Genomic DNA, 12,551 nt, shown 5'->3' with positions numbered 1-12,551 from the left:
GCTTCCACCATAACGGCCAACTGCCCTGCGGGGAGGGGGTGGAGAGGATTCCGCCCGCTCCCCTCGCGGGGATTACTCCGACAGCATATGCCCGGCCTTCTCTGTCCGGCCCCCTGTGCCCAGCCCCCCGCGCCCGGCCCCCTTGCCTGACGTCGGCGCAGAGGGCCGGGCCGGGGTCACAGCACGGCGCCGAGGAACTCCCGGGTGCGTTCCTGCTCCGGCTCGCTGAAGATCTTCTCCGGCGGGCCCGACTCGATGACGCGGCCCGCGTCGAACATCAGGACCTGGTCCGAGATGTCCCGCGCGAAGCTCATCTCGTGCGTCACGCAGAGCATCGTGATGTCGGTGGTGCGGGCGATGTCCCGCAGCACGTCCAGGACGCCGGCCACCAGCTCCGGGTCCAGCGCGGAGGTCACCTCGTCCAGCAGCAGGACCTGGGGCCGCATCGCCAGCGCCCGGGCGATCGCCACCCGCTGCTGCTGGCCGCCGGACAGCTGCGTGGGGTACTTGTCGACGTGCTCGCTCAGGCCGACGAGTTCGAGCAGCTCGCGGGCGCGCTCCTCGGCCTCGTCCCTGGACAGGCCGAGGACGGTGACCGGCGCCTCGGTGATGTTGCGCAGCACCTTCATGTTCGGGAAGAGGTTGAACTGCTGGAACACCATTCCGATGTTCTTGCGGACTTCGCGCACGTGCTTCTCGCCGGCCCGGACGAGCTTGCCGTTCCGTTCCTCGTGGGTGAGGTACTGGCCGCCGACCCTGATCGTGCCCTCGTCGGGCGTGGCCAGCGTCATCAGCAGCCGCAGGATCGTCGTCTTGCCGGAGCCGGACGGGCCGATCAGCGTGACGTGCTTGCCGGAGTCGACGGAGAAGTCGAGCCGGTCGAGGACGGTGTTGTCGCCGAACCGCTTGGTGACCTGGTCGAAGCGGATCAGTTCGCTGCCGTCCACCGGCGGGTTGGCGAGGGCGTCGGCGGTCTGTGCGGTGTCGGTGTCAGCGGACAAGGCGTCGCTCCAGGAGTCGGATCAGGAGGGAGGCGGGGTAGGCGATGACGATGAATGCCACGCCCACCACGGTGAGCGCCTCCGTGGTGAAGGTCTCGTTGCTGAAGGTCTGGGCCTCGCCGAGCATGTCGAACGCGCCGATGGTGGCGATCATCGGCGAGTCCTTGAGCATGGCGATGACGTAGTTGCCCAGCGGCGGGACGACCCGGCGGATCGCCTGCGGCAGGATCACCACCCGCCAGGTGCGGCCCCTGGACAGGCTCAGCGCCGTGGCCGCCTCCCACTGGCCGGCCGGGACGCCGTCGATGCCCGCCCGGTAGACCTCGGCGGTGTACGTGGAGTAGTGCAGCCCGAGGCCGACGATCCCGGTGGCGAGCGGCGACATCGAGGGGCCGAAGTTCGGCACCACGTAGAACAGGAAGAACAGCTGCACCAGCAGCGGGGTGTTGCGGATGAACTCCGTCACCGCGACGACCGGCCAGCGCACCCACACGCGCGCGGAGCGCTGCGCGAGCGCCCAGACCAGGCCCAGGGCGAAGGCGATCAGGCTGCCGACGGCCAGCGCCTGGAGGGTGACCAGCACTCCGTCCCAGAACCGCGGCATGAAGGCGTCGACGACGTTCCAGTCCCAGTTCATCGCACACCTCCCGCGGACCGCGAACCGGCGGGCAGGCCCGTGCCGCGCGCGCCGCCGCCCGCGCCGGTCCCGCCACCACCACCACCGCCGCCACCGCCGCCGCGCGGCGTGCGCGGCAGTTCGCCGACCCCGGCCTTGGCCTTGCGCTCCAGCATCCGCATGCCGCGGGTGATGACGAAGGCGAGGACGAAGTAGAGGACCAGCAGCAGCGTGTAGACCGGGGTGGTCTCGTTGGTGCCCAGCCGCAGCAGGTTGCCCGCGAACGTCATGTCGGCCACCGTGATCACCGAGACCAGGGCGGTGCCCTTCAGCAGCTCGATCAGCAGGTTGTTGAACGGCGGCATCATCTCCGGCCAGGCCTGCGGCAGTTCGATCAGGCGCAGCCGCTGCCACCGGGTGAAGTCGAGCGCCACGCCCGCCTCCTTCTGCGCCGTCGGGACGGCGGCCAGCGAGCCGCGGACGATCTCGGAGCCGTAGGCCCCGTAGGTCAGGCCCAGCGCGCTCACGCCGGCCCACAGGGGCTCCAGCTGCCAGCCGAAGAGGGGCAGCGCGAAGAACATCCAGAACATCAGCACCAGCGCCGACATGCCGCGGAAGACCTCGAAGTAGACGCCGGCCACGAAGCGGACGATCCACAGGCGCGAGCCGCGGGCGAGACCGATCGCGAAGGAGACCGCCGCGGCCAGGACGGCCGAGAGGAAGGTCACCTGGACGGTGATCCAGACGCCCGGCAGGAACCAGGTCGTGAAGAACTGCGCACTCATCATCAGCCGCACAGCTCCTTCGCCGTCAGGTCCGTCATGTCGGCCTTGGTGAACCCGAACGGGCCGACGATCTCCAGGAGTTGCCGGTAGTCGTCCTGCTTGAGCTTCAGCAGTTCCGCGTTGAAGGCGTCGCGGAGGTTCCGCTCGGACTGCCGGAAGGCGAAGCCGCCCGCGCCGTAGGCGGGCTTGCCGTCGACCACCGGCTGGAACGGCTCGGTCGCCGACACGCGCGCGGAGCCCGCCACCGCCGACCTGACCGTGATGCGGGTGCCCGCGAACGCGTCCACCCGGCCCTGGGCCACCGCGTCCAGCCCGGCCACCTGGTCCGGCAGGACCAGGACGTCGCCGATGCCCGCCGCCCTGGCGTAGTCGATCTGGGCGTACGCCTTCCCGGAGGCGAGTCTCAGCCCCTTCTTCTTGACGTCGGCGTACGTCCTGATGCCGTGCGGGTTGCCCTTCCTGACGATGAACGAGTCCAGCATCAGATAGTCCGGGTCGGCGAACAGCACCTGCTCACAGCGGACCGGGTTGATGTACATCCCCGCGGACACCACGTCGAACTGCCGGGCCTTCAGGCCGGGTATCAGGGCGCCGAAGTCCACGGGCACCGGCTTGACGTCGTCGATGCCGAGCTTCCTGAACACCGCCTCCGCGATCGCGGGCGCCTCTCCGGTGGCCTGACCGTCGTCCCCGACGTAGCCGAAGGGCGGCTCGCTCGCGATGCCGATCTTCACGGATCCCTGATCGCGCAGGGTGTCCAGGAGGCTGCCGCCCAGCACCTTTCCGCCGTCCGGGACGCGGCTGCACCCGGCCGCCCCGAGGCCTCCCGCGATGCCCAGCGACACCGCTCCCGCAAAGAGCGAACGGCGGCTCAGCCCTCGGGAGGGTCTGCCGGCGGTTTCTGGTCGGTTTGCATGTGGTCGAGCCATGGGCGCGCAGCTACCCGACTTCACGCGAGTCATGCCGATCGCTTTCGGCCCGGATGGCCGCCCACCCCGCCGCCCGCTCCGCCGTCCGCCGGGCGGGCCTGCCTGCCCGGCCGGTCCGTCCGCGGGAGTCGCGCAGGTCAGGAGCGGATCGTCGCCATGGCAAAGACGCCCGCCGAGCCCGCGGCGGAACCGGGGCGTCCCCGCCCGCGCGAGCGCCCCGGTTCCGCCCCGGCTCCGCCCCGGTTCCGCCGCCCGGCGGGCGGTCCCGCCGCGCGCACGTGCGGCCGTCGGCCGGATCGACCCACGACATCGACCCACGGCATCGACCCACCGCATTGACCCACGGAAGTGCCTCGGAATTGAACCTCTCTCCCGGTCTTTCGGCCGCCTAGATTGATCTGTGTGCCGGTCCTGCGGCCTCGTCCGCGGACCATCGACCGACCTCCGGGAGTCCCCATGAGCAGCCCCCTCCTCGTCCGCGCCGACCGCGCCGAGACCGTGCAGGACGGCGCCCTCAGCCTGATCACCCTGCTCGCCGACGCGGGTGCCACCGACGGAGCCGTCACCGCCAACAAGGCGACCTTCGCCAAGGGCTCGCCCGGCGCCCCCGCCCACTTCCACACCAAGGCGACCGAGGTCTTCCTCGTCCTCGACGGCACGATGCGCTTCCTGGTCGGCGACGAGGTGCGCACCCTGGGCGCCGGCGACTTCCTGACCGTCCCGCCGACCGTCCCGCACGCGTTCGCGCCGGGCGTCGACAGCACCGCCGAACTGCTCGTCCTGTTCACCCCCGGCCTGCACCGCTTCGACTACTACCGGCTGCTGGAGCGGGTGTACCGAGGCGAGGCGGACGTCGAGGAGATCCGGGCCGGTTCCGAGCGGTACGACAACCACTACTTCGCGAGCCCGGTCTGGCAGGAGGAGCTGCGCCGCACCGCCCCGGCCACCGCCTGACCGCCCGCGCCCCCGCCGGGACCGGCCCCTGGGCCGTCAGTGGCCGGGCACGTAGCCGCGCTGCTTGTCGACCACGTTCTTCAGCGGCCGGCCCGCCGCCCACCGCTCGAACAGGTCGACGAACTGTGCGCCGAGTTCGTCGGACGACCCGATGGTGTCGCCGCTCATGTGGGGGGAGATCAGCAGCCCCGGGACCCGCCACAGCGGGCTGTCGGGGGCGAGCGGCTCGTCGGTGACGACGTCCAGCGCGGCGCCCGCGATCCAGCGCCGCTCCAGGGCCCGCACCAGCGCGTCCTCGACGACCAGCGGTCCGCGGCCGACGTTCACGAACCGCGCGGAGGGCTGCATCACGCCGAACCGGCGGGTGTCGAACATGCCGCGCGTCTGCTCGGTGAGCGGGGCGGCGGCGATCACCCAGTCGGCGCGGGCGAGGAGCCGGTCCAGGTCCTGCGGGCCGTGGATGCCGGTGCGCGGGACCCGGCCGACGACCGCGACGGTCAGCCCTAGCGCCTTCAGGGTGCGGGCGATCGCCCGTCCGATCGGCCCCGATCCGACGACCACGGCCCGGCCCCCGGCGACCCGCCGGGTCTCCCGGTGCACCCACGCGCCCCGCTGCTGGAACTCCCAGGTGCGGGGCAGGTCCTTGGCCATCGACAGCACCAGCGCGGCGACGTACTCGGCGATCGGCTCGTCGAAGACGCCGCGGGCGTTCGTCACCACCGTGTCCGACGCGGCGATTTCCGGGCACATCACATGGTCCACGCCCGCGCTCGCGGTGTGCACCCAGCGCGGCCGCGGGCCCCCGCCCGGCCAGGCGGCGCGCACCGCGTGCGAGGTGACGTCCCAGACGAGCAGCACGTCCGCGGCCGGGAGCCGTTCCGCGAGCGAGGCCTCGTCGGTGTGCAGCACCCGGGCCCGTCCGGTGAGCCGCCCCAGCCGGGGGAGGGGGTCGGCGTCGAGGACGAGCAGCGTCGGGAGAGCCTCCGGGGCGTCGCCCATCCGGTGCCCCCCTCGTCCGTGACCCGCGTGTCCGACGTGCGCGGATCGACCACGTTGGCACCCGGACCCGCGGTCGTCAACACGGCCGCCGCGCCGCCGCGTTGCGTCCGCGCCCGTCCGCCGCTGCTCCCGGCCCGGCCGTCCCGCGCCGCTCCCGGGCCCCGGCCCCGCCCGGCCCCCGTCCGGAGCCCGAATCGTGCATACGGGTCATCTCGGCCAACCAGGTGACCGTGTGGGCGGCGTTGCGCCGACTGGGTACCCGAGCGGTGGGACCGTACAGGCGTTGCTGGAAGCCCCGGCGCGCGCGGCCCGCCGAACCGCCGGACACCCGTGCGCCGCGGCGACGCTCCGCACCGCGCGAGGCCCGGTACCGCCGGACGAAGAGCAGCAGCAGGAAGGCTGGACATGACCGCACTCGGATTCCTCTACCCGGGCCACTCGGCCGAGGACGACTACCCCCGCATCGAGCAGCTCCTGGGCAGCGACATCCGGGTGGACCTGGTCCACACGGACGCCGGCGAGGACACGCACCGGATCGACGCGCTCAGGGGGATCGGCGCGCCCGAACGGCTCGCGAAGGGCATTGAGCAGCTGCGGCTCGCCGGCGCCGAGGCGGTCGTGTGGGCCTGCACGAGCGGCGGCTTCGTGCACGGCTGGGACGGCGCGCAGGAGCAGGTGCGCACCCTGGCCGTCACCGCCGGGATGCCGGCCTCCTCCACCTCCTTCGCCTTCGTGCACGCGGCCCGCGAGGTCGGGGCCGCCAGGGTCGCCGTCGCCGCCGTCTACCCGCAGGACGTGAGCGCGCTGTTCGCCGACTTCCTGCGCGCGGGCGGACTGGAGGTGACCGGCGTGCGCGGCGGCGGGGCCGCCGGCGCGGCCGAGGCCGGCGCGTGGGGCGAGGCGGAGGTGCTCGCCCTCGCGCGGGCGGCCGACACCCCCGACGCGCAGGCGGTCCTGCTGCCCGGCACCGCCCTGCACACGGCCGCCTGGCTGCCCGCGCTGGAGGACGCGCTCGGCAAGCCGGTCCTGACCGCCAACCAGGTCACCGTCTGGGAGGCGCTGCGCCTGACGGACCGCCGCGTGCACGCGCCGGGGCTCGGCGCGCTGTTCGTCCGGGAGCCGACCGTGCAGGTCTGAGCCGGTGGACCGCCCGGCGGCCGGGAATAAGCGGGGACAGCCTCCTGTTGGTGCGACGAGGACGGACACACGGTCGACGACAGGAGGACCCCCGTGGCGGCGGACGAGACGGCGGACGAGACGACGGCCACCGGGGCGGCGACCGGTACGGCCGGAGCCGAGGCGTCGGCCACCGGAACGGCGGCGACCGGTGTCGCGGCCGCGGACGAGATCCGCGGTACCGCGCTCGGGAGCGCCCCCGTGCCCCTGTCCGTGCTGGACCTGGTCACCGTCGGCTCCGGCCGGACCGCGACCGACGCCCTGCGCACCAGCGTCGACCTCGCCAGGCTCACCGAGTCACGCGGCTTCCACCGCTACTGGGTCGCCGAGCACCACTCCATGCCGGGCGTCGCGTCCTCCTCGCCCGCCGTGATCCTGGCCCACCTCGCCGCGCACACCGAGCGCATCCGGCTCGGCTCCGGCGGCGTCATGCTGCCCAACCACGCGCCCCTGGTCATCGCCGAGCAGTTCGGCACCCTGGAGGCGCTGGCCCCGCACCGCGTCGACCTCGGACTGGGCCGCGCCCCGGGCACGGACGGCGCGACGGCCGCCGCCCTGCGCCGGTCCGCCACCCTGAACGAGGGCGCCGACGACTTCCCCGAGCAGCTCGCCGAGCTGATCCGCTTCCTGGACGACGACTTCCCCGACGGCCACCCCTATCGCAGGATCCACGCGATCCCCGGCCCGGTGCAGGGCTCGTCGCCGGGCGGCGTCCAGTCTTCGCACCGGCCGCCGGTGTGGCTGCTCGGCTCTTCCGGCTTCAGCGCCCGGCTGGCCGCGGTGCTCGGCCTGCCCTTCGCCTTCGCGCACCACTTCTCCGCGCAGAACACCGTCCCGGCGCTCGACCTGTACCGGGAGTCGTTCCGGCCGTCCGCGGTGCTGGCCGAGCCCTACGCCCTGATCGGCGTCTCCGTGCTCGCCGCCGACGACGAGCGCGAGGCCCGCCGCCAGGTCCTGGCCACCGGCGTCAACATGCTTCGCCTGCGCAGCGGCCGCCCCGGCCTGTTCCCCTCCCCCGAGGAGGCGGAGGGCTACGAACTGGGCCCGATGGAGCGGGAGTTCATCGACTCCTGGACCGCGAACATCGTCCACGGCACCGCCGACGAGGTCCGCGCCGGACTCGACGAACTGCACAAGCGCACCGGCGCCGACGAGTTGATGCTCACCAGCCACGCCCACCGCGGCGAGCTGCGCCTGCGCTCCTACGAACTGGTCGCCGACGCCTACGGGTTGCCGACGGCGTAGGACTGCGTGCCGGGGTCCGGGGCGGGCCGCGTCCCGGTGTCCGCCCCGAGCAGTTCGGAGATGCGGTCCGGGGACACCGGGCGGGAGTACAGCCACCCCTGCCCGGTGTCGCAGCCGATGCTGCGCAGCCGGGTCGCCTGCGCGGACGTCTCCACGCACTCGGCGGTGACGGTCAGCCCCAGCCGGTGCGCGAGGTCGATCATCGCCTCGACGACCACCTGGTCGGCCGGGTTCGGCGGGGCGCCCCCCTCCTTGTCGCTCTCGTACTGGAAGCCGCGCACGAAGGACCCGTCCAGTTTCAGCACCGACACCGGCAGCCGGCTCAGATAGGCCAGGTTGGAGTAGCCGGTGCCGAAGTCGTCGATGGCGATCCCCACGCCCATCTCGCTGAGCGCCTGCAACGCCTGCAACGGCCGTCCCGCCGAGCCCATCACCGCGGACTCGGTCAGCTCCAGTTGCAGCAGATGCGGCGGCAGCCCGGTCTCGGCGAGGATCCTCGCCACGTCCGCCACCAGGTCGGAGTCCCACACCTGACGGACCGCCACGTTGACGCTGACGAACAGCGGCTCCTCGTCGGGGTTGTCCAGCTGCCACTGGCGGGCCTGCCGGCAGGCGGTGGCCAGAACCCATCGTCCGAGCGGGACGATCGAGCCGTCCTCCTCGGCGAGCGCGACGAACCGATTCGGCGACAGCAGCCCGAACCGGGGGTGGTCCCACCGCACCAGCGCCTCCACCCCGCGCAGCCGGCCGTCGGACATGCCGACCAGCGGCTGGTAGTCGAGGCGGAACTCGCCGCGCTCGATGGCGGGCCGCAGCGTGGACGCCAGGGCCTGCCGGGTCATCAGATGGGCGTTGCGCTCGGGGTCGAACAGCGTCCAGCGGTCCTTGCCGTCCACCTTCGCCCAGTACAGGGTCGTGTCGGCGGCCTGCATCAGCCCGGTCGCCGTGGTGCCGGCGGCGTGCCGCTCCACGACCCCGATCGACGCGGAGACGTTCAGCCGGTGCCCGGCCAGGTCGAAGGGCGCCTGGAGCGCCTTGAGCGCGCACTCGGCCAGGTCGGCGAGCTGGTCGGTGCCGGTGGAGTCCTCGACCAGCAGGGCGAACTCGTCGCCGCCGAGCCGCGCCACCAGCGGCACGCTCGGCCGGGTCTGCCCGGCCGCGGCGGCGCACTCCGTGAGCCGCTGGGCGACGGCGGCCAGCAGCCGGTCGCCGACGCGGTGCCCGAGGGTGTCGTTGACGGCCTTGAAGCCGTCCAGGTCCAGGTAGCACAGGCCGATCCGGCCGGTTCCGCTCTGTTCGTACGCCTCCGCCTCCAGTGCGGCCGACACCCGCTCGAAGAAGAGGGTGCGGTTGGGCAGCCGGGTCACCGGGTCGTGCATCTGAAGATGGCGCAGCCGCGCCTGGAGGTCGCGGTGGGCGCTGACGTCGGTGACGGACAGCAGCACACCGGGCTCGCCCGCGTCGAGCGGGGAGACGGTGATCTGCGTCCACAGCGAGCGGCCGTCGGGCTGCTTCAGCCGCCGGGTGCAGCGCAGTTTCGCCCGCCGGCCGCGCAGCACCTCGCGGTAGGCGTGCCAGGTCCGCGGGTCGGAGGCCAGGTCCAGCAGGTCGGAGGCGACCCGTCCGACCAGCGCCGCGCTGCCGCCGCCGAGGAGCGCGCCGAGCGCGTCGTTGGCGTCGACGACGCGGCCCTCGCCGTCGACGACGGCCATGGCGAGGGGCGCCGCGCCGAAGACGGAGCGGTAGGCCGGCGGCCGGCGCCCCGGCGGGCCGCCTTCCGTACTGTCGATGTCACTCTCTGTGACGGCTGACCGGTCGAGGTCTGCCGCGGGCGTCGGCCCTTCGGACGTTCCGCTCACCGCTCGCTCCCGCAGTGCACTCGATCTCTGTCCGTGCAGGAAAGTCTGCCGATCATAGAGGCTGCCCCCGGACCCGCGCAGCCACTGCCCAGTGTCCCGGAACAACCCACCCTTCTGACAGATCGTTTCTGCCCGCACCTGGCCCCGTTCTGAGGGCGGACGACCGCTTGTGACGTTCCGTGAGAATTCCGGGGGTGTCGGGGTGATGCCCGTTTCCCGCCGCCTCACTCGTCTGGGGCAGACAAACAGGGCGTAGTACGACAAATTCACACAGGCTGGGTGGCGGTGTCCCGTGAACCGCCTCCGGAGGTCTCTGTGCCGCGTCTGCCGCGACCCGTGCGACTGTTCCCCTGCCCCCGACTGCGCAGCACGGCGGCCGTGTTCACCACCCTCTCGGCGCTCGCGGCCACCTCCCTGATCGGCGGCCCCTCGGTCGCCGGGCCCTACTCCGCGACGCCCTGCGCCCTGGCCCGCACCGACGCCCACCACTCCGAGGGCCTGGACACCTGGAACACGGCCTACCCCCGCCCGACGCGCGCCCTGGACGCGGTCATGGTCTTCCTGTCCTTCCCCGACTGGACGCCCATGGCCACCCCCGCCGAACTGGCCGCCGACCACTTCCCGGCCACCAGCCGCTTCTTCCGCCAGGCGTCCTACGGCAGGTTCGCCCTGCGCTCGCACCCGCTCAAGCAGTGGATCCGCATGCCGAAGCCGTCCACCGCCTACGCCATACAGCGCGACTGGAGCCCCGAGGGCCGGGCCGCCTACCTGCGCGACGCCCTCGCCGCGGCCGACCCGCACGTCGACTTCTCCCGCTACGACCTCGTCTACTTCGTGGCCGACCCGGACGCGCCCGGCGTCGACTCGGACGCCACGAAGGTCGTCAACCTCCAGACCCCGCTGCACGCCGACGGCACGGACATCCCCCGCGTCGTCACCGTCTTCGAGAAGCACCCCCCGGACCGGCTCGTCCTCGCCCACGAGACCGGGCACGTCTTCGACCTCCCCGACCTCTACCACCGGCCCGCCGACGGCAAGGGCGACTGGGACACCTACGTGGGCGACTGGGACCTGATGGGCAGCCAGTTCGGCCTCGCCCCCGACCTGTTCGCCTGGCACAAGTGGAAGCTGGGCTGGCTGGACGACCGCCAGGTGGCGTGCGTCCACGGCCCGGGCCCCACCCGGCTGACCCTGGAACCGCTGGCCGCGGGACCCGGAGTGCCGGTCGCCCGCGCCTCCGGCCCGCCGGCCTTCGGACTCGGCGACGGCGTCAAGCTCGCGGTGGTGCGCACCGGTCCCGACAGCGCGCTCGCCTTCGAGGCGCGCGGCCCGATGGGCAGCGACCGCGCGGCCTGCCGCGCCGGCATCCTCGTCTACCGCGTGAGCAGCGGCGCCCGCTCGGGCCGCGGCCCCGTGGAGGTGCTCGACGCGCACCCGCACACCGAGGCCTGCTGGGAGAACTCGGTCTATCCGCCCCTCGCGGACGCCCCGGTGGGGCTCGGCGAGAGCTTCACCGTCCCCGGCAGCGGCGTCCGCGTCGACGTGGAGGCGCGCACCGCGTCGGGAGAGTGGGCGGTGAAGATCACGCCGGGCGTGAACCTCTGAGAGCGCGCCCGCGCCGGGCATGCGAAAGGCCCCTCGCTTCCGCGAGGGGCCTCTGCCGTCTGTGCGCCGCCAGGGACTCGAACCCCGGACCCGCTGATTAAGAGTCAGCTGCTCTAACCAACTGAGCTAGCGGCGCCTGCTGACGTCGTAGACCTTAGCATCCTGGTCGGGGGGAGGAGAAATCGATATGCGCACCGCCGAGCGGGCCGCCCGGACCGCCGCCCACAGCAGGATCTCGGGCCCCGGCAGCCAGGGGTGACGGGTGTCCGGGGCCACCATCCAGCGGGTGGCGCACCCGGCGTCGGAGGGGGTGAGCGCGGGCACGGTCACCGCGTCGCCGGTGCCGTGGCACAGCAGCGGCGGCACGGTCGCGGCGCGGCCCTCCCGGCGGCCGTCGGCGCCCCACTCCTCCCACTCCAGCAGCGACGGAAGCCGCTGGGCGGTGCCCGGCGCGGCGAACAGCAGCGTGCGTCCGCGGAACGCGGCCACCGGGCCGGAGCCCGGCCCCTCGCTCCACAGCCGGTCGAGCATCAGCCGCCCGAACAGCGCGGGCGCGCTCACGATGTCGAACACCGAGCCGCACGGCAGGACCACGGGGGCCTGCGGCCGCTCCTCCCAGAACGCGAGGGTGCTGCGCGGATACGTTCCGGCGGACGCCAGCCAGGCCGCGCCGTCCGGGGTGACGCCGAGAGGTTCGTCGTATGCGCTGCTCATGCCGTCAGGTCTACCTGGAGTGAACAGGTGATTTCACAGAGTTGCCGGAAAACGGGACACACGGCGACGAGGAGGAGTATCTTGCCCGCCCGGCATATGCCAGGGAGGCCTGAAGTGCCGGCACGGCGGGCACCGGCCGACCGGCGGGAGCGGCAGGGTTGCCGCGAGCGCGAGCGCGAGCGCGGGACCGGGACCGGGAAACCGGGCGACCGGGGGACGCGGGCGAGCGGGGGACGCGGGCGAGCGGCGCCGTGGGGGCCGTCGGGGGGTGTTCAGAGCGTGTCGGCGGGGCCCCGGCCCTCGGCGTCGCCGCGCAGCAGATCGCGGCCGAACTCGACCATCTTCTTCGCGTAGTCCTCGGTCCACTCGGCCCGGTCGGCGATGTCCGCCGCCGTCAGCCGGTCGAAGCGGCGCGGATCGGCGAGTTGCGCGGCCGCCACGGCCTGGAACTCCACCGCCCGGTCGGCCGCCGCCCGGAACGCGAGCGTCAGCTCCGTCGCCCGCGCCAGCAGCGCCCCCGGATCGTCCATCGACTCCAGGTCGAAGAAATGCTCCGGGTCAGCGGTCGCCTCGGCGGGCTCGAAGAGCAGGGGCGCGGGGCGTAGCCGCGGTTCGTTCCGGCGCGGCGTGGGCTCCGCCATGTCTCGGCCTCCTCGTACGGTTCGGAC

The 12,551-nt window shown here is 73.3% G+C and carries 12 protein-coding genes and 1 tRNA gene; 4 read left to right on the top strand and 9 right to left on the bottom strand.

The window, feature by feature from the left end; all coding sequences use genetic code 11:
* Positions 1 to 176: 176 nt before the first annotated feature.
* The 4 genes from ehuA to ehuB are packed head-to-tail and all read right to left on the bottom strand — an operon-like array spanning position 177 to position 3,331.
* On the bottom strand, positions 177 to 1,001 hold the full coding sequence (ehuA, locus tag OG802_RS13150) for an ectoine/hydroxyectoine ABC transporter ATP-binding protein EhuA (protein ID WP_329410287.1): 825 nt from the start codon (positions 999 to 1,001) through the stop codon (positions 177 to 179).
* Positions 991 to 1,638 carry an ectoine/hydroxyectoine ABC transporter permease subunit EhuD gene (gene ehuD / locus OG802_RS13145; protein WP_329410285.1) on the bottom strand — a complete coding sequence of 216 codons (648 nt, stop codon included), beginning with the start codon at positions 1,636 to 1,638 and terminating at the stop codon, positions 991 to 993. Before ehuD ends, ehuA begins: the two co-directional genes overlap by 11 nt.
* The gene (gene ehuC / locus OG802_RS13140; protein WP_329410283.1) at positions 1,635 to 2,405 is read right to left on the bottom strand and encodes an ectoine/hydroxyectoine ABC transporter permease subunit EhuC; all 771 of its coding nucleotides are present in this window, start codon (positions 2,403 to 2,405) and stop codon (positions 1,635 to 1,637) included. The genes ehuD and ehuC overlap by 4 nt, the downstream gene beginning before the upstream one ends.
* Entirely contained in the window at positions 2,405 to 3,331 is a 927-nt protein-coding gene (gene ehuB / locus OG802_RS13135) for an ectoine/hydroxyectoine ABC transporter substrate-binding protein EhuB (protein WP_329410281.1), read from the bottom strand. The genes ehuC and ehuB overlap by 1 nt, the downstream gene beginning before the upstream one ends.
* A gap of 456 nt (positions 3,332 to 3,787) precedes the next feature.
* On the opposite strand from ehuB, the gene OG802_RS13130 reads away from it, so the two are divergent.
* Positions 3,788 to 4,285, top strand: coding sequence for a cupin domain-containing protein (locus tag OG802_RS13130; protein WP_329410279.1), 498 nt, complete (start codon positions 3,788 to 3,790; stop codon positions 4,283 to 4,285).
* Between the two features lie 36 nt (positions 4,286 to 4,321).
* Here OG802_RS13130 and OG802_RS13125 read toward each other — a convergent pair whose 3' ends face one another.
* Positions 4,322 to 5,284: a D-2-hydroxyacid dehydrogenase gene (locus OG802_RS13125; RefSeq protein ID WP_329410277.1), complete on the bottom strand. Its 963-nt coding sequence runs from the start codon at positions 5,282 to 5,284 to the stop codon at positions 4,322 to 4,324.
* A 405-nt stretch (positions 5,285 to 5,689) separates the two neighbouring features.
* Here OG802_RS13125 and OG802_RS13120 point away from each other — a divergent pair, with 405 nt between their 5' ends.
* Positions 5,690 to 6,421 carry a maleate cis-trans isomerase family protein gene (locus OG802_RS13120; RefSeq protein WP_329410275.1) on the top strand — a complete coding sequence of 244 codons (732 nt, stop codon included), beginning with the start codon at positions 5,690 to 5,692 and terminating at the stop codon, positions 6,419 to 6,421.
* Positions 6,422 to 6,631: 210 nt separating this feature from the next.
* Entirely contained in the window at positions 6,632 to 7,705 is a 1,074-nt protein-coding gene (locus tag OG802_RS13115; protein WP_329417036.1) for an LLM class flavin-dependent oxidoreductase, read from the top strand.
* Here OG802_RS13115 and OG802_RS13110 read toward each other — a convergent pair.
* Entirely contained in the window at positions 7,684 to 9,564 is a 1,881-nt protein-coding gene (locus tag OG802_RS13110; RefSeq protein ID WP_329410274.1) for a putative bifunctional diguanylate cyclase/phosphodiesterase, read from the bottom strand. The genes OG802_RS13115 and OG802_RS13110 overlap by 22 nt on opposite strands.
* Positions 9,565 to 9,888: 324 nt before the next feature.
* Between OG802_RS13110 and OG802_RS13105 the strand changes: the two genes are divergently transcribed.
* The gene (locus tag OG802_RS13105) at positions 9,889 to 11,169 is read left to right on the top strand and encodes a M6 family metalloprotease domain-containing protein (protein WP_329417034.1); all 1,281 of its coding nucleotides are present in this window, start codon (positions 9,889 to 9,891) and stop codon (positions 11,167 to 11,169) included.
* Positions 11,170 to 11,231: 62 nt separating this feature from the next.
* Here the strand turns inward: OG802_RS13105 and OG802_RS13100 are convergent.
* From OG802_RS13100 to OG802_RS13090, 3 genes are all read right to left on the bottom strand, one after another.
* Positions 11,232 to 11,305 (bottom strand) — tRNA-Lys (locus tag OG802_RS13100).
* On the bottom strand, positions 11,296 to 11,883 hold the full coding sequence (locus tag OG802_RS13095; protein ID WP_329410272.1) for a bifunctional DNA primase/polymerase: 588 nt from the start codon (positions 11,881 to 11,883) through the stop codon (positions 11,296 to 11,298). Before OG802_RS13095 ends, OG802_RS13100 begins: the two co-directional genes overlap by 10 nt.
* A gap of 272 nt (positions 11,884 to 12,155) precedes the next feature.
* Positions 12,156 to 12,524, bottom strand: coding sequence for a hypothetical protein (locus tag OG802_RS13090; protein ID WP_329410269.1), 369 nt, complete (start codon positions 12,522 to 12,524; stop codon positions 12,156 to 12,158).
* Positions 12,525 to 12,551 lie beyond the last annotated feature (27 nt).

The sequence above is a fragment of the Streptomyces sp. NBC_00704 genome (assembly GCF_036226605.1).
In the GTDB taxonomy this organism is placed as follows: Bacteria; Actinomycetota; Actinomycetes; order Streptomycetales; family Streptomycetaceae; genus Streptomyces.
The sequence above is the reverse complement of the archived record's forward strand: the minus strand, read 5'-3'. Positions and strand labels throughout refer to the sequence as shown.